The sequence below is a fragment of the Streptomyces sp. SX-6 genome, from assembly GCF_059089585.1.
The window spans coordinates 221,389-241,455 of sequence record NZ_JBTHHU010000003.1; the positions used below are offsets into that span (position 1 = coordinate 221,389).

17 protein-coding genes are annotated in these 20,067 nt (G+C 71.1%); 7 read left to right on the forward strand and 10 right to left on the reverse strand.

The window, feature by feature from the left end:
• Positions 1-139: 139 nt before the first annotated feature.
• On the reverse strand, positions 140-2,365 hold the full coding sequence (locus ACV530_RS05170) for an acetate--CoA ligase family protein (RefSeq protein ID WP_494331020.1): 2,226 nt from the start codon (positions 2,363-2,365) through the stop codon (positions 140-142).
• Positions 2,366-2,495: 130 nt separating this feature from the next.
• Here ACV530_RS05170 and ACV530_RS05175 point away from each other — a divergent pair, with 130 nt between their 5' ends.
• Together ACV530_RS05175 and ACV530_RS05180 are read left to right on the forward strand one after the other, a co-directional pair.
• A complete protein-coding gene (locus ACV530_RS05175) occupies positions 2,496-2,957 on the forward strand; it encodes a Zn-ribbon domain-containing OB-fold protein (protein WP_494331021.1) in 462 nt (153 codons plus the stop codon).
• Positions 2,954-3,637, forward strand: a complete 684-nt coding sequence (locus ACV530_RS05180) for a GNAT family N-acetyltransferase (RefSeq protein WP_494331022.1) — start codon at positions 2,954-2,956, stop codon at positions 3,635-3,637. Before ACV530_RS05175 ends, ACV530_RS05180 begins: the two co-directional genes overlap by 4 nt.
• On the opposite strand, the gene ACV530_RS05185 is transcribed toward ACV530_RS05180, so the two are convergent.
• Positions 3,634-4,332 (reverse strand): pyridoxine/pyridoxamine 5'-phosphate oxidase, encoded by a 699-nt coding sequence (locus tag ACV530_RS05185; RefSeq protein ID WP_494331023.1) that lies wholly within the window; start codon positions 4,330-4,332, stop codon positions 3,634-3,636. The genes ACV530_RS05180 and ACV530_RS05185 overlap by 4 nt on opposite strands.
• A 64-nt stretch (positions 4,333-4,396) precedes the next feature.
• Positions 4,397-5,569 (reverse strand): thiolase C-terminal domain-containing protein, encoded by a 1,173-nt coding sequence (locus tag ACV530_RS05190; protein WP_494331024.1) that lies wholly within the window; start codon positions 5,567-5,569, stop codon positions 4,397-4,399.
• Positions 5,570-5,667: 98 nt separating this feature from the next.
• On the opposite strand from ACV530_RS05190, the gene ACV530_RS05195 reads away from it, so the two are divergent.
• Positions 5,668-6,894: an acyl-CoA dehydrogenase family protein gene (locus ACV530_RS05195; protein WP_494331025.1), complete on the forward strand. Its 1,227-nt coding sequence runs from the start codon at positions 5,668-5,670 to the stop codon at positions 6,892-6,894.
• Positions 6,894-7,412, forward strand: coding sequence for a nitroreductase family deazaflavin-dependent oxidoreductase (locus ACV530_RS05200; protein ID WP_494331026.1), 519 nt, complete (start codon positions 6,894-6,896; stop codon positions 7,410-7,412). Before ACV530_RS05195 ends, ACV530_RS05200 begins: the two co-directional genes overlap by 1 nt.
• A 108-nt stretch (positions 7,413-7,520) precedes the next feature.
• Here the strand turns inward: ACV530_RS05200 and ACV530_RS05205 are convergent, their stop codons facing one another.
• Complete coding sequence (locus ACV530_RS05205) at positions 7,521-8,168, reverse strand: TetR/AcrR family transcriptional regulator (protein ID WP_494331027.1); 648 nt, start codon at positions 8,166-8,168, stop codon at positions 7,521-7,523.
• A gap of 401 nt (positions 8,169-8,569) precedes the next feature.
• Here ACV530_RS05205 and kbpA point away from each other — a divergent pair, with 401 nt between their 5' ends.
• Positions 8,570-9,433 (forward strand): AfsK-binding protein KbpA, encoded by an 864-nt coding sequence (gene kbpA / locus ACV530_RS05210; RefSeq protein WP_494331028.1) that lies wholly within the window; start codon positions 8,570-8,572, stop codon positions 9,431-9,433.
• A 158-nt stretch (positions 9,434-9,591) separates the two neighbouring features.
• Positions 9,592-12,060, forward strand: a complete 2,469-nt coding sequence (gene afsK, locus ACV530_RS05215; RefSeq protein ID WP_494331029.1) for a protein serine/threonine kinase AfsK — start codon at positions 9,592-9,594, stop codon at positions 12,058-12,060.
• Positions 12,061-12,072: 12 nt separating this feature from the next.
• Here afsK and ACV530_RS05220 read toward each other — a convergent pair whose 3' ends face one another.
• Genes ACV530_RS05220 through ACV530_RS05230 form a run of 3 tightly spaced genes read right to left on the reverse strand, consistent with a single transcriptional unit; the run spans position 12,073 to position 14,389 of the window.
• Positions 12,073-12,837: an enoyl-CoA hydratase/isomerase family protein gene (locus ACV530_RS05220; RefSeq protein WP_494331030.1), complete on the reverse strand. Its 765-nt coding sequence runs from the start codon at positions 12,835-12,837 to the stop codon at positions 12,073-12,075.
• A 2-nt stretch (positions 12,838-12,839) separates the two neighbouring features.
• Positions 12,840-13,244, reverse strand: coding sequence for a Zn-ribbon domain-containing OB-fold protein (locus tag ACV530_RS05225; RefSeq protein WP_494331031.1), 405 nt, complete (start codon positions 13,242-13,244; stop codon positions 12,840-12,842).
• A 2-nt stretch (positions 13,245-13,246) separates the two neighbouring features.
• On the reverse strand, positions 13,247-14,389 hold the full coding sequence (locus ACV530_RS05230; protein ID WP_494331032.1) for a lipid-transfer protein: 1,143 nt from the start codon (positions 14,387-14,389) through the stop codon (positions 13,247-13,249).
• Positions 14,390-14,476: 87 nt separating this feature from the next.
• On the opposite strand from ACV530_RS05230, the gene ACV530_RS05235 reads away from it, so the two are divergent.
• Positions 14,477-16,003 carry a FadD3 family acyl-CoA ligase gene (locus ACV530_RS05235; RefSeq protein ID WP_494331033.1) on the forward strand — a complete coding sequence of 509 codons (1,527 nt, stop codon included), beginning with the start codon at positions 14,477-14,479 and terminating at the stop codon, positions 16,001-16,003.
• 65 nt (positions 16,004-16,068) lie between these two features.
• Here the strand turns inward: ACV530_RS05235 and ACV530_RS05240 are convergent, their stop codons facing one another.
• The 3 genes from ACV530_RS05240 to afsR form a co-directional block, all read right to left on the reverse strand.
• Complete coding sequence (locus tag ACV530_RS05240) at positions 16,069-16,287, reverse strand: hypothetical protein (protein WP_494331034.1); 219 nt, start codon at positions 16,285-16,287, stop codon at positions 16,069-16,071.
• Positions 16,288-16,638: 351 nt separating this feature from the next.
• Positions 16,639-16,803 (reverse strand): hypothetical protein, encoded by a 165-nt coding sequence (locus ACV530_RS05245; protein ID WP_494331035.1) that lies wholly within the window; start codon positions 16,801-16,803, stop codon positions 16,639-16,641.
• 263 nt (positions 16,804-17,066) lie between these two features.
• On the reverse strand, positions 17,067-19,994 hold the full coding sequence (gene afsR / locus ACV530_RS05250) for an SARP-family global regulator AfsR (protein ID WP_494331036.1): 2,928 nt from the start codon (positions 19,992-19,994) through the stop codon (positions 17,067-17,069).
• Between the last annotated feature and the right edge of the window lie 73 nt (positions 19,995-20,067).

Sequence of the window (20,067 nt, forward strand, 5' to 3'; positions counted from 1 at the left end):
ATCGGACCCGGCGAGTTCGCCCGGGGGCAGAGGTGCGTCATGAGACGTGTCTTGAGGCGCGTCATGAGGCGTGTCATGCGACGTGTCATGGGGGGAGAAGGTCATGGGAGCGCTCCGCAGGACAGGAGTGGCCGGAGGGTCAGCGGCAGAAGGCCAGCGCGTCGAGGGCCACGGCGCCCTGGCCGCGCTCGAGCACGACCAGCGGGTTCACATCAAGCTCGGCGATGCCGTCGCCCAGGTCCAGGGCCATGCGCTGCACGCGCAGGACGGTCTCGACGAGGGCGTCCACGTCGGCCGGGGGAGCCCCGCGGGCGCCGGTCAGCAGGGCCTGGCCGCGCAGCTCGCCGAGCATGTCCCGCGCCTCCCGCTCGCCGAACGGGGGGACGCGCACGGCGGTGTCGCTCAGCGCCTCCACGAACACCCCGCCCAGGCCGACCGTCACCGTGGGGCCGAACAGGTCGTCGTGGGTGATGCCGACCGTCATCTCCACACCCCGCCCCACCAGTTGGCACACGAGCACGCCGTCCAGCGGAAGTCCCTGGAAGCGGGCGATGTCCGTGAACTCGCGGTAGGTGTCGCGCACTTGGCTCGCCGAGGTCAGGCCGATCCTGACCAGCCCGAGTTCGGTCTTGTGGGCGATCTGCGGGCCGGAGGCCTTCATGACGACGGGGTAGCCGACCTGTCCGGCCGCCCGGACGGCCGCGGCGGCGCTCGTGACCAGTTGTTCCCGGGGCACGCGTATGCCGTACGTGCGCAGGAGTTGCTTCGCCGCGTGTTCGCTGAGCTGCTCGCCCGGGTGCAGGAGCGCCCGCGCCTTGCCCGCGGCGGGCGAAGGGGCGCGGGGGGCGTCGTCGAAGGGGGAGCGGTATCCGGCGGTGAAGCGATGGTGGTCCAGATAGGCGCGCACGGCGGTGATGCAGTTGGCGAAGGTGCGGAAGGTCGCGACGCGGGAGGAGCCGAGGAGAGTGGTGCGGTAGGCGTCCTCGGTGCCGACCGGAGAGCCCCACACCACGCACACCTGCTTGTCCGTCTCCTCGGCCGCGTCCACGAGGTCCTGCGCGAGCTTGTCGCTCAAGGGCGGAAACGGGCCGGTGATCGGACAGACGAGGACGCCGACGGAGGGGTCGGCGAGCAGCGCGTCGATGATCCTGCGCCCGCGCCGGTCGCCGACCGGATGGCCACCGCTGTCGACGGGGTTCGCCACGCTCAGGTAATCCGGGATCCACTGGTGGAGTTCGCGTTGCTTCGCGGCCGTGAGCAGCGGGAGTTCGAGCCCGGCGGCCGTGGCCAAGTCGGCGAAGTGCGCACCGGTGCCGCCGGAGATCGAATAGACGGCGACGCCGGTGGCACGCGGCGGCCGGGCGCGGGCGAGCAGGGCGGCGGTGTCCTGGAGCTCGTCCAGGCCGGCCACGCGGATCACCCCGAACTGCCGCATGGCCGCGTCCACCACGTCGTCGGCGCCGGTGAGCTTGCCGGTGTGGGTGGCGGCGGTCCGGGCACCGGTCTCGGTCCGGCCGACCTTGACGGCCACGACCGGCACCCGGTTGCGGGCCGCGCGGTCGGCGGCGAGCAGGAAGGAGCGGCCGTCCTTGAGCCCTTCCACATATGCGGCGATGGCCCCGACCTCGGGCCGGCCGGCGAAGTAGGAGATGAAGTCCGCGCATTCGAGGTCCGCCTCGTTGCCGGTCGGCGCCCAGTGCGAGAGCCGGATGCCCAGCTCCTGGAGGGCGAAGACGGGCCGGCCCTGGTGGCCTGACTGGGTGATCAGGGCGATGGCCGGGCCGTCGAGGTCGTCGCGGAAGGTCTCGAAGGCGTTGAGGTTGGTGTTGGGCCCGAGGAGACGGACCCCGGAGCGCCGGGCGGCGGCGGCCAGCCGGGCCTGGGCCGCGGCGCCCTGGGCACCTGTCTCCGCATAGCCGGAGGCGAAGGCGACGGCGAACTTCGCCTTGCACAGCGCGAGTTCCTCGACGACAGGATAGGGGTCGCCGATGAGGAGGACGGCGAGGTCGATCTCGACGGGCAGTTCGCGGACCGACGGATGGCAAGGGAGGCCGAAGACGGCATCGTGCGTGGGATGAACGGGGTGGATGCGGGCGCCGACCCTGCCGGCCCAGGCGATGAGCTGCCGGGTGATCGCCGCGTTGGGGTGGCCTTCGGTCTCCGAGGCGCCGATCACGGCGACGGTCTCGGGGCGGAAGAAGCGGTCGAGATCCGGCACGTCCGCGTGCAGGGGGCGTCCGCCGGCGTCCAGATCCTGGGGGTCGGTCGCCGTGCCGTGCACGGTGAGGCCCCGCCGCTCGTCACAGGCCGCGACGCGGGCCGGTCGGGAGGCGGTGGTGAGGGTGCCGTGAGTCGATCCAAGCATCGTTCTCGCCCACTCCTGCTCGATGACCGAAGGACTGACGTAGTGTCAGGCTACATATCTGATTCCCCGTCAGGAACCTCGGGAATGCGCGTGCAGCGCAAAACGCACAACGCACAAGGGGAGGCGGACCATGGACGTGCCCTCGCCCCGGAGATACGACATTCCGGAGCCCGACGCCTTCACGCGGCCGTACTGGGCGGCGGCAGCGGAAGGCAGGCTGCTCATCCGCCGCTGCCGCGCTGCCGGTTGCGGCAGGGCGCACCACTATCCACGCGAGTTCTGTCCGCACTGCTGGAGCGAGGAGGTCGACTGGGAGGAGGCGAGTGGCAGCGCCACGCTCTACACCTGGTCCGTCGTCCACGTGAACGACCTGCCGCCCTTCGGCGGCCGACTGCCCTACGTGGCAGCCGTGGTCGACCTCGCCGAAGGGCCGCGCATGATGACCGAGGTGATCCACTGCGCCGAGCCGGAGCTGTGCATCGGCATGGCGCTCGAGGCCGCCTTCCGTGCGGGAGGGGACGGGCATCCGGCGGTGCCGGTGTTCGCACCGGCAGAAGGGCGCCGCCCGCGTCCTAGTTCAATATCCCCATGACCGAGAACAGGACGAAGAACGCCACAGCGTCGGAGCCGTTGCGGATCGAGGAGTATGGCCTGGTGCTGCGCCCCTGGGATGAGGGCGACCTCGAGGTGGTGCTGCGCGGCATAGCGGATCCGGACTTCCGGCGCTGGAACGCCGTGACGATGCCCCCGCCCGACGAGGAGGGCGCACGCCGGTACCTGGCGCGGCATGCGGGCGGTTGGCACGACGGGGACTCCGTCTCGTTCGCGATCGTCGAGGCGGGGGAGGGGGTCGTGGTCGGTGGGGTGTTCCTGTCCGGCATCGACCGGGCGCGCCGCCTCGGCCGCGTCTCGTACTGGCTCCTGCCCGAGCACCGGGGCCGGGGTCATGCCACTCGCGCCGTGGAGGCCGTCACGCGCTGGGGGTTCGGGGAGGCCGTGGGGCTGCACCGGATCGAGCTGAGCCATGTGATCGGCAATGACGCCTCCTGCCGGGTGGCCGACCGCTGCGGCTACCCCGCCGAGGGCGTCATGCGCGGCGAAATGCCGGGCGCCGATGGCCGCTGGCGGGACACCCATCTGCACGCCCGGCTCGACACCGATCCGGCACCGGACACGGCCGCTCCGGACACGGCCGCTCCGGACACGGCCGCTCCGGACACGGCCGCTCCGGACGCGGCGGACGGCGCCGCCCAGGACGCGGGACGCGGCTAGGGCCACAGCAGACCGGTGGTCCAGGACCGCCCGTCGTCCGTGCGCCGGTAGAGCAGGCGCACGTGGCGCCGTCGTGCGTCACCCTGGAAGAACTCGACCTCGTCGGCCGCCAGGACGTAGACCTGCCAGCTCTCCACCGGGGCGTCGGGTTCGCGCACCGCACGTTCCCACGCCTCGGCCGAGGTCCGCTCCAACTCCGCGCAGGAGGCGAGCGGTTCGCTCTGGTGCCCCACAAGGGCCGCCGCCAGTGCGCCCGTCGACCGCTTGGCCAGGTCGGCCCGGCTCTCCGCCGCACCGGCCGCGGTCACCGTGCCCCGTACGCGGACCTGGCGGCCGACCGCGGGCCAGTAGAAGCACAGCGCCGCCTCGGGACGTACCGCGAGGTCCTGGCCCTTGCGGCTCGTGCGGTGGGTCGCGAAGTGCCAGCCGTGTTCGTCCGCGTCGTGCAGCATCACGACCCGTGCGGACGGGTGCCCGGACGCGTCCGCCGTCGCGAGCGTCATGGTGTGCGGCTCGGGGCTGCCCGCCCGCGCCGCCTCGTGGAGCCACTGCCGGAAGAGAGGCAGTGGTTCACGCGGTGCGGTGGCCGGGTCGAAGTGCGGGAGGTCGATGTCCCAGACCCGCAGGGAGCGCAGGAGGTCCCGGAAGGCGTCCGGCCCGATCATGTCCGGCTGTTCGGCGTTCGTGTGCCCCATCGCATTCATGTGCACCATCCCATCACGACCGAGCCGGACAGTGGTGTTAGCGGTGTCAGCGGCGTCAGTCGCGCGCCAGGATCACCGTTCCCGACGAGCAGAACCAGCCGCCCGTCCCCGACGCGACGGCGAGCCGGGGCAGCTGTCCGCCGCGCCTGCGGACCTGGCGTCCCTCGTCCGCCTCGCCGCGCAACTGCCGTACCGCCTCGACGAGCAGGAACAGCCCGCGCATGCCGGGGTGGCACGCGGACAGGCCTCCGCCGTCCGTGTTGACGGGCAGGTCGCCGTCCACGGTCAGCCGGCCTCCCGCCGCGAACGCGCCCCCCTCGCCCTTCGCGCAGAAGCCGAGGTCCTCGAGCGTCACCAGGGTCATGTAGGTGAACGCGTCGTACAGTTCGGCCACTTCGATGTCCTGCGGCGTGACACCTGCCCGCTCGAAGGCCTGCCGCCCCGAAACGGCTGCCGGGGAGACGGTGAAGTCCGGCCACTCCGACATCGCGGAATGCGACACAGCTGTGCCCGTACCGGCCACCCACACGGGTGGTTTGGCCGCATCCGGCGCGTACTCCGCACCTGCCAGCAGGACGGCGCAGCCGCCGTCCGACCGTACGCAGCAGTGCAGTTTGGTGAACGGGTCGGCGATCACCGGGCTGCCGAGGACGTCGTCGACGGTGAGCGGGGACCGGTACAGGGCGTGCGGGTTGTGGGCGGCGTTCGCGCGGGCCTGGACGGCGATGTCGGCCAACTGCTCGATCGTGGTGCCGTACTGGTGCATGTGACGCCGTGCGGCCATCGCGTACTTGGCGATGAGCGTGTGCCCGTAGGGCACTTCGAACTGGAGGGGGCCGCTCGCGCCGAAGGAGAGATTCGCGGTGCGGCGTCCGGCCTTGAGGTCCGCGCGCGCGGTCGAACCGTAGACCAGCAGGACGGCGTTCGCGTGCCCGGCGGCGATGGCATTGGCCGCGTGCGCGGCCATGACCTCCCACGTCGAGCCGCCCACGGACGTCGAGTCGACCCAGGACGGCCGCAGCCCCAGGTACTCCGCGACCTCGACGGGCGCGAGCGTGCCGAGCCCCGCCGAGGCGAAACCGTCGACGACGGACCGGTCGAGCCCCGAGTCGGCGAGGGCGCGGCGGGCCGCCTGGGCGTGCAGGCCGTGGGGCGTGGCGGCGTCGAGACGGCCGCAGTCCGAGAGGGCCACACCGACGACGGCGACCTTGCGGGTACCCGGTCCCATGAATCTGACGGTACATCAGGCAATGCCGTGGGGGAGTATGGGAAAGTGCGGTGCGACTCCCTAATATGCGGCCCCTCGAGGCCGTGAGGGGGTCCACCGTGGATGCCGGACTGAGCCGTGAACAGCGCGAGATCCAGCGCACCCTGCACGAACTGCTGCTCAAACACTGCGGTCCGGACGACGTCAGGGCGGCGGCAGGCCGGCCGCCCGGCTGGGACGAGCGGCTGTGGCAGCAACTCGCGGGACAACTGGGGCTGCCGGGGCTGGCGGTGGAGCACCAGTACGGGGGCGTGGGGTGCGGCCCCACCGAACTCGCCCTCGCCTGCGAGGAGACGGGCAGGTTCCTGCTGCCGTCACCGCTGTCGGCGACCGCCGGACTGGCGATCCCGCTCGTCACCGCCCTGGGCACGGACGCCCAGCGCGCCCTGCTGCTGCCGGACCTCGCCTCCGGCCGCCTGACCGGCACCCTGGCGGTGCCCGACGGCGCCCTGCCGACCGCCCTCGCGCTCACCGGCCCGAACGACGGCGGCTGGGCCGGCGGTGGCCGTGCGGGCGGCGTACAGGCACGGCGCACCGACGACGGCTGGCGCCTCTACGGTGCCGCCCGGCAGGTGCCGGACGGGCACAGTGCGGGCCTGCTGCTCGTCGGCGCGCACGCCGGGGGGTACGCCCGCAGCCACACCCTGCTGTTCGTCGTACGCCCGGAGCGTACGCCCGGCGTGACCCGCGCCCGGCTCACCACACTGGACGAGACCCGCCCACAGGCCCGCGTCGAGCTGCGGGACATGGTGGCCGAGCCCCTGGGGCCCCCGGACGCGGATGCCGTGCGCAGGGCGCTGGCCGCCACCGGCACGACGTTCGCCGCCATGCTCGCGGCGGAGGCGGTGGGGGCGGCCGACCGAGCCCTGGAGCGCACCGTCGCTCACGTACGCGTACGCGAGCAATTCGGCCGTCCCATCGGCTCGTTCCAGGCGGTCAAGCACCGCCTGGCCGACCTCTACGTCGCCGTGCACGCCGCCCGTTCCGCGGCGTACTACGCGGCCTGGGCTCTCGGAAAACAGCCGCCAGGGACACCCGCAATCGCGGGCCTCGCGCTCGCGCAGGCGCTGGAGACGCAGCGCGTGGTCACCGGTCAGGCGATCCAGCTGCACGGCGGCATCGGGGTGACGTGGGAGCACGATGTGCAGCTCTACTTCAAGCGGGCCGCGTCCGATGAGTTGATGTTCGGCCCAGTGCACCAGTTGCGTGCGCGTGCTGCCGACACGGCGGGGCTCTTCGACGCCAGCCTCGACACCGGCGTGAACCGTGAGACGGTGGTGTTGTGATGGCATCCCCCGCCACGAGCACCGTGGGGCGCATCGTTCAAAAGGTGTCCACCAGCCGGGTGTTCGTCAAAGTCGCGCCGTATGTCATCCCTGCCCTGGACGACACCGTGCACCGGTTGACGGGCGGCAGGGTGCTCCTCAGCGCCCGGATGCTGCCGAGCGTCGTTCTGACGGCGACCGGTGCGAAGAGTGGTGCGCCCCGGCGTACACCCCTCGCGTGCATGCCGGAGCGCGATGCGGGCGATGCGAGCGGTACGGAGCGCAGCTGGGTTCTGGTCGGCAGCAACTTCGGCCGGCCCGCGCATCCGGCGTGGACCGCCAATCTGCTGGCGCATCCCGATGCGGAGATCAGCCGCCAGGGGCGTGACATCCCCGTCCGCGCACGGCTGTTGAGCGGTGCGGAGCGGGAGGAGGCATGGCGGGCGGTGGTGGCGTTCTGGCCGCCGTACGCGCGCTATCAGGCGCGTCTGGAGCGGAGGATCCGGCTGTTCCGCCTGGAGCGGAGGGTGGCTGCGTAGGCAGGTGGGCGCACGCAACGGGGTTGCCCGCCCGCCGAGTTGTGCCGCGGCGGACCGGTCGGCCGGGGCCGGCCGGTCCGCCGCCGCGATGACAGGACGTGCGCGCCGCTACCTCGTCGGCTTCTTGCCCGTGATCCCCAGGTGCACGAGCAGGGCGAGATTCGGCTTGAGCTCGGCCTGCTTGACGCCCCAGCTCTGGAAGCCCTTCTGGTGCGAGGCCACCGCCGCGAGCATCGCGACGAGGGAGCCCGCGACCGCGGCGGGGTTGACGTCCTTGTCCACCTTGCCCTTGGACTTGAGCTCCTTGACGGAGTCCGTCAGGGAGTTGGTGACGGCGTTGAGGATCTTCATGCGGATCTTGTAGAACCGCTTGTCCCCTTCGGCCGCCCCGAGATCGATGACGCGCAGGATCGCGTCGTTCGTGCGCCAGAAGTCGAGGAAACCGTCGACCAGTTCCTCGGCCGCCTGCCAGCCGGCCTTGCCGGCCCAGGACCGTCCGGCCACGAGTTCCGTGAGGCCCGCGCCCTCCTTCGCCACCTCCTCGGCGATTTCGAGCACCGCACCCTCGACGTCGGGGAAGTACTGGTAGAAGGTCGCGGGCGAGGTGCCCGCCCTGCGCGCGACGTCGATGACCTTGACGTCGCGGTAGGGCGACGAGCTGAGCATTTCGCTGAGGCAGTCGAGCAGCTTCTGCCGCGTCGCCTGGCCGCGCCGACCGGCCACCCGGCCGTCGACGGTGCGTACTTGTCCTGTCATGCCGTCAGCTTACCGAGGGGTGATCGGAGCGCGATTCGGCCGCATGCAAATGGGGGCGGGGGTGTGAAATGGGGTGTACGTGCAGCTCAGAGGCGGTTCTGAGGGCTGGGAAGAGAGGCCGTGCGGATTGGCCCGTACCGGTGAATCGTCTTATCAACAAGCTGTGGACAATGCCCTTCGCCGTTCCCGTTTCCTCCGCCTTCCCCCGGTTGTCCGCAGCCCGGGCGGGAAACGCGAACCAGCTATACCGTGGCTCTTGGAGCGCGGTGAGATCCGCGGCGAGATCACGGACGGATCACTGCCGGATCACGCCGGAACGCATTGCCCCGGCCGGGCAGTTCGCGAGCCGAGCAGCGAGCCGAGCAGTTCGCGCGGAATTCGCGCGGAAGGAGACGGGCGTCATGAGCGCAGCCACGGATGGAGCGCCGGGAACGGCACCGTGCTGGGCGGATGTCATGCTGCCCGATCTCGAGGCCGGCAAGCGCTTCTACGGCGAACTGTTCGGCTGGACCTTCGCGGAAGCGGAACCGGAAGCGGAACCGGAAGGCGGCTCCGGCTCCGGCCCGGGACAGTACGTCCAGGCACGCCACGACGGCAACAGAGTCGCCGCACTGGTGGCCAAGACGGACGGCCGTATGCCGACCGCCTGGTGCGTCTACTTCTCCTCCCCCGACGCCGCCGCCACCGCCGGGCGGATCCGGGCCGCTGGCGGGCAGCTCGTCACCGGCCCTACCGCGATCGGCGACCAGGGCGTCGTGCTCGTCGCCGCGGACCCCGCGGGCGCCGTCTTCGGCGTCTGGCAGGCCGGCACCCACCCGGGCTTCGAGCAGCGCGGCGAACCCGGCTCGTACGGCTGGACCGAGGTCTACACCCGGGACGCCAAGGCCGTCGACGCCTTCTACGAGAACGTGTTCGGGCTCGCCTCCCACGACATCAGCGACCAGGCGGGCATCGGCTACGCCGTCTGGACACCCGCCGGGAGACCGCCCGGCCCCGAGTACGCCGTAGGCGGCCGGGCCGTCATGGACGACAGCTCCCCCGACGGCTTCCCCGCCGAGATGCCACCGCACTTCCTCGTCTACTTCGTTGTCGACGATTGCGACACCGCCGCCTACACGGTGGTCCAGCTGCACGGCCGTGTCCGGCGCCAGCCCAAGGACACCCCGTACGGGCGGATTGCCGTGCTGACCGACAATCAGGGTGCCGACTTCGCCGTCATCGACCTCTCCCGCGCAGGTCAAGGGCAGTCCGCCGACGCGGGCTGAAGGTTTTGCCCACGGTGAGGACACGGCCGGGCACGCCCCGGGTTCGCAACCACGGCCGTCGCCAGGGAGAATCAGGGTGCGTACCCCGGGATAATTCGCGGTGAGACGCTGCACGGGGCTGGAATCCTTCGAGCCCCTACGGGGAGGTGGCAGGCCAGGTGGAGCAGCTGACGCAGCACGACCCGAGACGGATCGGCCCGTTCGAGGTGCTCGCTCGTCTCGGTGCCGGCGGCATGGGACTGGTCTATCTCGCCCGCTCGGCTTCCGGCCGGCGCGTGGCGATCAAGACGGTGCGCACGGAGCTCGCCGAGGACCAGCTCTTCCGTGTCCGCTTCACCCGTGAGGTGGAAGCTGCCCGCGCGGTCAGCGGCTTCTACACCGCCGCGGTCGTCGACGCCGACCCCCGTGCCGCCGTGCCCTGGCTGGCGACCGCGTATGTGCCCGCGCCCTCGCTCGAGGAGATCGTCAACGAGTGCGGCCCCCTGCCGGCCCAGGCAGTGCGCTGGCTCGCCGCTGGTATCGCCGAGGCGCTGCAGTCCATCCACGGCGCCGGGCTCGTGCACCGCGACCTCAAGCCCTCGAACGTCCTCGTCGTCGAGGACGGGCCGCGTGTGATCGACTTCGGCATCGCCTCCGGCGTCTCCAACACCCGGCTGACCATGACCAACGTCGCCGTCGGTACGCCCGCGTACATGTCACCCGAGCAGGCCCGGGACTCCCGCAGCGTGACGGGCGCGAGCGACGTGTTCTCGCTGGCGTCGACGCTCGTGTTCGCCGCGACCGGCCATGCGCCCTACCACGGCGTCAACCCGGTGGAGACGGTCTTCATGCTGCTCCGGGAGGGTCCGGACCTCAGCGGCCTCCCCGACGAGCTGCGCCCCCTCATCGACTCCTGCATGCAGATGGCGGCCGAGCACCGGCCCAGCCCGGCCGATCTGCAGGCACAGCTCGCCCCGCACCTGTTCGCCTCCGGTGGCGGCGACGACAGCGGCACGGCCTCCGCATGGCTGCCCGACAACGCGGTCTCGCTCATCGAGCAGCGCCGCGCCGGGAACCGCGCCGTGAGCGCCCCGCCGCCCGCGCCCTCCCGAGTCTCCGCGCCCCCTGCTCCCGCCCCTGCTCCCGGTCCCGCTCCCGCGTACAAGCCGCACGCCGAGCGTCCCTCGCGGGCCACCGGAGCGGCAGACCCGCGGGGCGGGCTCAGCAGCGGCGGTGGCGGTGGCGGTGCGCACGGTCGGCACGCCGCCCCTGCTCCCGTGCCCGCTCCCGCTCCGGTGCCCGCTCCCGCTCACGCCGAGGACGGGTCCGTCCGCTTCCCCGGCTCGCAGGTGCCGATCGGGCCCGGGCCGCGCGTCGCCGATACGCGTGAGCCGCAGGTGCCCGTGGGTGCCGCAGGTGCCAGCGGGTGGGTACGGCCTCCGGTGACGTCCGGGGCGTCCGCCGTGGTCCCGGCGCAGGCCCCCGCACCGTCCACCGTCGACCCCGCGGCTCCGCCCCCACCCCCGCAGGCCGACCCCGGCCGGTGGCGGCCCTGGCGGTTCCGCATGTCCAACGACGTGTGGGGCACCCCTGTCGTCGGTGACGACCTGCTGTACGTCACCTCGTTCGAGGTGCACGCGCTCGATGTGGCCAGCGGGCGGCGGCAGTTCAAGACCCGCGACGTCGCCTGGGCGATGGCCGTCGCCGACGGCCGCATACACGCCTCCGACGGCCCGACGCTGTACGCCCTCGACGCCGCCGACGGCACCGAGCGCTGGCGGCTCTCCACGGACGGCTGGGTCTACTCCCTCAAGGCCGACCGCGGCACGGTCGTCACCGGCACCCGTGGCGGCGGCGTACAGGCCTGGGAGGCCGCCACCGGCGAGCTCCTGTGGGAGTCGACGGGCCTCCAGACGGACTTCGAGACCCCCGACTGCGGCCCCGCCCTGCACGACGGCATGGTGTTCGTATGGTCCGACGCCCGGCTGCGGGCCCTCGAGGCCCGTACGGGCGCCGAGCGCTGGTCGTACCCGGTCGGCGACACCGCGGCGTGCGGCGGAGTGCCGGTACGGGTCGTGGTCGGCGGTGACGGGGTGGCCTATGTGTCCGCAGGGACACGGGTGTTGGCCATCGACATGGTCCGCGGCGATGTGCGCTGGCGCTTCGAAGCACCGGCCGTCTTCCTGAGCCCGCCCGCCTTCGCGGCCGGCGGCGTCTACGCCGCCGACTACCTCGGCACCGTCTACGCCCTGGACGCCGCCTCCGGACGCGAGCGCTGGCGCATCGCGACCGAGGGACGGCAGTCCACGGAGCCGGTGCTGGTGGCCAACGGCCTGGTCCACCTCGGCAGTGGCGGCGCGCTGTACACGCTCGACGCCGTGACGGGCACGCCCCGCTGGCGCTTCGCCGCCGGCGGTGACGTGGTCGGCTCGCCCGTCGTCGCCGACGGACGCGTCCACTTCGGCGCCGCCGACCACTGCCTCTACACCCTCGACGCCGGAGGCGGCCAACTGCGCTGGAAGCTCGCCACCGGAGGCGAGATCACGGGCTCGCCCGTGGTCAAGAGCGGTGTGGTGTACGCGTGCAGCAAGGACCGCTGCGTGTACGCGCTCGACGCGGCCAAGGGCACCGGCCAGACCCGTCGTTAGCCGGTTGGCGCGTCAACGTGTGCGGTGGTCGCGCGAGCGGCCGGCGAACAGCGTCGCCTGGGCGGCGGCCGGTGCGTTGCCCAGGGCGATGAGGTGCGGCGCCAGCGCATACGCATGCGCGCGCGCCGCCTCCTGCGCTGCCCACAGCGCCCGTACGGTGCCCTGGGTCGCGTCGGACGGGTACGAGGCGATCTCGGCGGCGATGCGGAGCGCTGTGGCGAGGGGATGCGCCGGAGTCACTTCCGACACCAGGCCGATGGAATGGGCCCGTTGGGCCGAAATACGCTCCGCCGCGCCCGTGAGCGCCATACGGGCCACCTCGCCGAACGGCATCCGCTGCGCCATGGCGATGGCCTCGTAGGCGCTGACCATGCCGTAGGTGGTGTGCGGGTCGAAGAACGTGGCGTTCTCCGACGCGATGATGAACTCGCATTCCCCGAGCAGATAGAACGCCCCGCCGCACGCCATGCCGTTGACCGCGGCAATGACCGGCTTCCAGAGGTCATTTGCCTTGGGGCCGATGGTGAGGAGCGGGTCGTTCAGAGAATAGGGGGACGGCGGCTGGGGCACCTGCGCCGAGCGGTCGATTCCGGTGCAGAAGGCCTTGTCGCCTGTTGCGGTGAGGACGATGGCCTTGACGGATTCGTCGGACCGCAGCCGCTGCCATATGCGCATGAGACGGACGGCAGTTGAAAGGTCTATTGCGTGGTGGCGGGCCGGCTCGTCCAGGATGACCGTTGCCACCCCATTGGGCTGCTGTTCGGTGCGGATGGCCATCCTTACCGCTCCTCCAGGATCCAGACGGGGACGGTGAATTCCGGGGAGACCTTGGAGAAAGCGACCCTCACCGGTGCCCCTATCCGGAGGTGGGTGAGCGGGTCTGCCAGGACGTTTCCGACGAGGCGGATTCCGGGCGGGTCGGTGAGCTCGACCAGCGCGACGTTGTACGGCGCGAGTTGCTCGTATTCGGGGAGGAGAGGCGGGTGTGCGATGACGTACGACCAGATGTGGCCGCAGCCGTCCGACAGCCGCCATCCGTCGGCGAAGGACTGGCAGCGCGGACAGCAAGGGCGGGGCGGAAAGCGAGGAGTGCGGCAGGAGGCGCAGGTCTGGATCCGCAGTTCCCCGCGGGCGGTGAATTCCCAGAAGGGCGCGCTGTCCTGGTCGGGGATGGGCAGGAGCACGATTACCTCCTGAGGAGCAGGGCCGAGGTGGGGACTCCTTCGCCCGCCGTGACCAGGCAGGTTGAGGCGTCGGGCACTTGTGCCGTCGATGTGCCGCGCAGCTGTCTCACGCCCTCCGTGATGAGGTTGAAGCCATGGACGTAGGCCTCGCTGAGTCCGCCGCCGCTTGTGTTGACCGGCAGTCGTCCGCCGATTTCGAGGGCGCCGTTCTCGGTGAAGGCCGCGCCTTCGCCGCGGGCGCAGAAGCCGTAGCCCTCGAGGGAGAGCGGGATGAGGGGGGTGAAGGCGTCGTAGATCTGGGCGACGTCGATGTCCTGGGGTCCGAAGTCGGCTTGCTCCCAGAGGTGTTGGGCTGCGGTCCAGGAAGGCCCCTTGAGCGGATCGTCCGTCCAGTAATTGACCATGCCGTGATGCTGGGCGGGCAGCGACTGTGCCGTTGCGTGGATGTAGGCGGGACGGTGCCGGTAGTCGCGGGAGCGGTCGGCCGCGACCACGACGCAGGCGAGAGCTCCGTCGGATTCCAGGCAGTTGTCGAAGAGACAGAGTGGTTCGCTGATCCAGCGCGAGGTCATATAGGCCTCGCGGGTCAGCGGGCGGCCGTGCATGATGGCGGCGGGGTTGCGGTGGGCGTGCGCGCGGCAGGCGGCGGCCACGTTGAAGAGGTGCTCGCGGGTCGCGCCGTATTCGTGCATATAGCGGCGGGCCAGCATGGCGATTTCGTCCACTGGGCGGAGCAGCCCGAAGGGGCGCGTCCATTGCGCGGGGGTGGGGAGTTGCGTGGCGCCCGTCCAAGGCCGTGGCCCGGAACCCCGTTTGCGCGAGCGCCAGGCGACGCCGACGGTCGCCTGTCCGGCGGCTATGGCCGCGGCGAGGTGGGCGACGGTCGCACAGGAACCTCCGCCGCCGTAGCCGACCTTGGAGAAAAATGTCAGGTCGCCCGCGCCGATTGCCTTGGCGACTTCCACCTCGTCCGTCTCCTCCATGGTGTACGAGGCGAATGCGTCCACTTGGGATGGGTGAATGCCCGCGTCCGCGAGGGCCATGAGGATGGCCTTGCACGCCAGGGTCTTCTCGGATTCCGGGAGGCGCCTGGCAAACGGGGTCTGGCCGATGCCGACGATCGCCGTCGCGTCCTTGAGCCTCACCGCTGCCTCCGTGGTGGCGTCGGTACTGCTGACAGCGTTGGAGGGTATCGCTAATCTGACGGATCGTCAGGGAGGTGGGTTCCTGTGATGCGTGCCGATCTGGAGTTCGGCTCCATACCGTGCTTGCTGCGCAAAGCCGTTGAGCGGTACGGCGACCGCGAGGCCGTCGTGGACGGACGTACGCGGATCACCTACGCCGCCCTCGGTGCCCGCGTGGAGCGCGCCGCTGCCGCGTGCGTGGCGAGTGGGGTGCGGGTGGGGGACCGGGTGGCCGTCTGGGCGCCCAACAGCATGGACTGGATCGTGGCGAGTCTGGGCGCCGTGAGCGCGGGCGCGGTGCTGGTCCCGATCAATACGCGCTTCAAGGGCGCCGAAGCGGTGCGGGTGCTGGAACGGACGCGGGCCCGGCTGCTGTTCGTGACCGGGACCTTTCTCGGTACGTCCTACGTCGCCGCCCTGCGGCAGGCCGCGGCGGGAAAGCTGCCGCACTTGCGTGATGTGGTCGTCCTGGCTGATGTGGCGCCTGCGGAGTTCCGTACGTGGCAGCAATTCCTCAAGGGGGGTGGAAATGAGCGTGAGGTTGCTGTGGCTTCCGATGCTCCCTCGGACATCATCTTCACGTCCGGGACGACAGGCGAGCCGAAGGGCGCGGTCGTCAGCCATGCGCAGACCCTGCGGGCGTTCGGGGTGTGGAGTGAGGTGGTCGGCCTGGAGGCGGGGGACCGCTATCTGATGGTCAACCCGTTCTTTCACACGTTCGGTTACAAGGCGGGTGTGCTGGCCTCGCTGATGCGCGGCGTGACGATGGTGCCGTTGAGCGTGTTCGACGCGGATGCGGTTCTGGCGCTCATCGAGGGTGAACGGATCTCCGTTCTGCCCGGCCCGCCGGCCCTGTTCCAGTCACTCCTCGACCATCCGGCGCGGGCGTCGCACGACCTTTCCTCGCTGCGGGTGGTGGTGACCGGTGCGGCTGCGGTGCCGCCTGTGCTGATCGACCGGTTGCGGGACGAGCTGGGTGTGCCGGTGGTGCTCACCGCGTACGGCATGAGCGAGGCCACGGGTGTGGTGACGATGTGCCGTCGCGACGATCCGGCTGACGTAGTTGCCCATACGTCGGGGCGCCCGATTCCGGACACGGAGGTGAGGGTGGGGGAGGACGGGGAGATCCTGGTACGCGGATACCAGGTGATGTCCGGGTACTTCGAGGATCCTGCCGCCACGCGTGAAGTGATCGATGAGGATGGGTGGTTGCACACGGGTGACGTGGGGGTGCTGAGCCCTCACGGCAATCTTCGGGTCACCGACCGCATCAAGGACATGTTCGTCGTGGGTGGCTTCAACGCGTATCCCGCCGAGATCGAGCGCATGCTGTCCCGGCATCCGGGCGTCGCGGAAGCCGCGGTGGTGGGCATGCCGGATGCACGGCTGGGGGAGGTGGGGAAAGCGTACGTGGTGCGGTCGGGTGCGGGGGCGGCGCTCACCGGCGAGGAGCTGATTGCGTGGGCGCGGCGGGAGATGGCGAATTACAAGGTGCCGCGGGTGGTGGAGTTCGTGGGGGAATTGCCGCGCAATGCGGTGGGGAAGGTGATGAAGGGGCGGTTGCGGCAAGGGTAGTTCTGGGTATGCGTCGGCCCTCCCGTGACGGGCACGGGAGGGCCGAGTCGCGCGTGATGAAGAGGTCAGCTCACGTGGTCGTCGGCCGGAGCCATGCCCAGACCGGCGTGGTCGTCATTCGTGCTGGCCGGGGTGGCACCCGCGTGGTCGTCGAGCACGTGGTTGGTGTGCCAACCCGCGTGGTCGTCGGCGGAGGCCGACACGGCGCCGAGGACCGTTGCAGCTGCGGCGAGAGTGATAACGGCTATGGCCTTCTTCGCGCGAGGCAGCTTGGAGTGTGTCATGGTGACTCCTCTTGCTCGGGGGTTTTGCGCTTGGCGCTGGATATATCCGGCTGTTGATCGTGCGTGCAGAACTCGGGCCGGCACCGAGTGGATCGTGGCGTGATACGTGCGCGTCCGGCTCGATGGCGCGGCGCGCAGGCCGCAGGGGCCGACATCGACGGCTTCCCCTCCGTGTCGTCGACGACGGCCCCGCTGTGCGTAGGGCTGCCTCTCGCTGTCCCCCGGTCCCCCGTGCGAAGAGTGCTTTTCCGTCCTACGGCTTGGAATGGCCGGGAGCCCGTCCCCCGTATTGAACAGAGGCTCCCGGCCGAGCTGTTGCGAGTGCTTTAACCGCCATGCAACGGAAGCGGCTCAGAAGGGCTCGGAGCCCGCGTGCTCGTCCTGGGTGATGATGGGCGTGCCGTCGCCCTTGTCGCCCTTCGGCTTGAGGGGCGGCTGGGCAAGACCGGTGGTTCCCCCGGCGTGCTCGTCCTGTGGCAGGGCCACGATGGGCTTGATGATGTTCTCGTCGCTCATGTTCAACTCCGTTGGATCAGTGCGAGTCGCATGGTACGGCGGGGACTACAGAGCCCACCCGGCGACTCCCCCGAGGATCGCCGGATGGGCTTGTCAGGGCTGGTCCCCCCTGAAGGGGGAGGCATCGGTCTACTGCCTCTCCCACGACCCGTCTGCCCCCCGACGCGACGGATCGATGTATTGAGAATGACGTGCGCCGATAAACGATCGATGAACGGGCACGTGATAGCGCTGATCCGGCGGTTGCTCGGGCCGTGCTGCGGTCAGACGGCGGCCATCGCCAGTAATTCGCGGACCTCCGCGGCCTCTTTCTCATAGCCCAGCTGCTCGAAGACCGACAGCGCCTCCGTCCAGCAGACACTGGCTCGCCCGCGTTGCCCGATGGCGTCCAGGCAGCGGCCGAGCACTGTCAGGACGCTGCCCCGGCGCCAGTCTCCGTGAATGCCACGCATCTGTGACAGCGCCTGCTCCGCATGGGTCGCACCCTGGGCGTAGTCGTGGACGGCGAGGTAGATGTCGGCGATGCGGTGGAGCGTCCAAGCCTCCCACATGCGCTGGCGGTTGGCCCGGAAGATTGGGAGCGCCTCGTTGAACTGGGCGAGCGCTTCTTCGTACCTGGCGGCGCTGAAGAGCGCGAGCCCGTACGTGTACAGGCCGTTCGCCAGTCGCCAGGTGTCCATACCGCGGTAGATGGAGAGGCCTTCCGCCGCGAGCTGCACTGCGGACTGGGTACGGCCGGTGTCCCTGTGAACGATGGCGAGGTTGCTCAGGGCGCTGGCCGCACCCGGGCTGTTCCCGTCCTTGCGGAACCAGGAGAGTGCCTCGTTGATATACGCCTCGGCCTCTTCGTAGCGGTGCTGGTAAATGGCGTTGATTCCCCGCATGTTCGCCGCGTAGCAGCAGGGGATGGCATCCTGGCAGGACCGGCCGAGGCGCACGGCGTGCGTGGCGTGCTCATCCGCCTCGGCGAACCTCCCCGAGAGGTTGTACACGTGCGTCAGCACGGTGTGCGCACGGCCCTCCGCGCGGGTCTCGCCCGCTTCCTGGGTCGCGGCCAGCAGCTCGACCGCCGCCTGCTGGTACTGCCGGGAATGTGCACCCGACTCCGTCAAGTCCTTCGCTGCCCGCAGTAGATCCACAGCCCTCCGCAGAGGGTCGCCCGCGGAGTTCGCGTGCTGGCGCGCACATGCCAACAAGCAGCTTGCTTCGGAGTACAGCCAGTCGGCCGCGGCAGCGCGGTCAGTGAAGACGAGCCCGGGGTGCGTGGTAGGCGTCAGGTGCTTGAGCAGTTGCTCGCCCGGGCGCCCCAAGACGTATACGCCGGCCGCCGTCGCGAGGTAGAAGTCCAGGAGGCGCGACATCGCGGCCTCCCGCGACAGCGGGTGTTCGTCGCGCTCCGCGCAAGAACGCGCATAAAGGCGGACGAGGTCGTGGAGGCGGTAGCGCCCCGGCGCGGCCGACTCCAACAGCGAGGTGTCGACGAGCGACTCCAGCAGCTCCTCCGTGTCCTCGAGACCGAGGTCGAGTACGGCGGCAGCCGCCGCGAGGGAGATGTCCGGGCCGTCGGGCAGGCCCAGCAGACGGAAGGCGCGGGCCTGGGCGGGCTCCAACTGCCCGTAGCCGAGCTCGAAGGTCGCCTTGACCGCCAAGTCCCCCGCGCGGAGCTCGTCGAGGCGCCGGCGCTCGTCGCCGAGTTTGCGGGCGAGAACGGAAACCGTCCAAGTGCGGCGCGCGGCAAGCCGCGACGCGGCGATGCGGATGGCCAGCGGCAGGAAGCCGCACGCGGCCACGACGTCCATCGCGGCATCGCGTTCGGCGCCGACCCGCTCCTCGCCCACGATGCGGGTGAAGAACGCCAGCGCCTCCTCGGGGCTCATCACATCGAGGTCGACCAGATGCGCACCGGCGAGGTCCACCATCCGGATCCGGCTCGTCACAAGCGCCGCGCACCCCTCGTTGCCCGGCAGCAACGGCCGTACCTGCGCCGCGTCACGCGCGTTGTCGAGGAGCGTCAGGACGCGACGCCCGTCCAGCGTGGAGCGGAAGAGGGCAGAGCGCTCCTGCAACCCCTCCGGTATCGCCGTATCCGGCACGCCCAACGCGCGCAGGAAGGCACCCAGCACCGCCTCCGGCTCGGCGACCACCGGCCCCGTGCCCTGGAGGTCGACGTAGAGCTGGCCGTCCGGGAAGTGCTGGCGTGCCGCGTGGGCGACGTGCACCGCCAGCGTCGTCTTGCCGACGCCGCCGATGCCGGCGACGGCCGAGACGGCCATGATGCGGCCCTCGGCGGTGGCGAGCTGGTGGCTGAGCTCGTCGACGAAGGAGGCGCGGCCGGTGAAGTCGGAGACGGTCGCCGGGAGCTGGGCGGGGCGGATGAAGGAGGGCCCGGCCAGGCCGCGGTCGGCCGGGGCGAAGTGGACGGTGAGGTCAGCGTCGCCCTGGAGGATGCGCTGGTGGAGCTCGGAGAGCTCGGGCGTGGGGTCGACGCCCAGTTCGTCGGCGAGCAGTCTGCGGGTGTCGGTGTAGACGGCGAGGGCCTCGGCCTGGCGTCCGCTGCGGTAGAGGGCGAGCATCAGCAGCTCGCGCAGCCGCTCGCGCAGCGGGTGCGCGGCGGTGAGGGCGGTCAGCTCGGAGACGGCCTCGGAGTGGCAGCCGACCTCGAGGTCCAGGTCGAGCCGGGTCTCGAGGAGCGTGAGGCGCCACTCCTCCAGGCGGGCGCGCTGGGTGTCGACGAACGGGCCGGAGAGCCCGGCGAGCGGCTCGCCGTCCCAGACGGCCAGCGCCTCGTTGGTCAGGTCGCGGGCGTGGTTGCGGTTGCCGGCCGCACGGGCCTTGTCGGCCTCGGCGGCCAGCCGCTCGGCGGTGTCGGTGTCGAGGCAGTCCACCCCGACCCGCATCGCATAGCCGCCCGCCTCGCTGACCAGGACGTCGGCGTCCGGGCCGAAGGCCTTGCGCAGCCGGGAGGCGTACGTGCGCAGCGCCGCGAGGGCGGCGTGCGGGGGTTCGTCGCCCCACAGGGCGTCGACCAGCTCGGGCGCGGTGGCGGTGCGCCCGCCGCGCAGCAGCAGGGCTGCCAGCAGGGCCCGTTGCTGCGGTGAGCCGGTGTGGAGCGGCTCGTCGCCGCGCCAGGCGCGGACGGGCCCGAGCACGGTGAAGCGCAATCGCTGTTCGTGCCCTGTGTCCCCGGCCATGGTGACCCCCTGCTCGTCCTGCTCGGTGGCACCGGTCAGTCTGCCCTGTTCCGGGCCCGTACGTCAGCTCTGG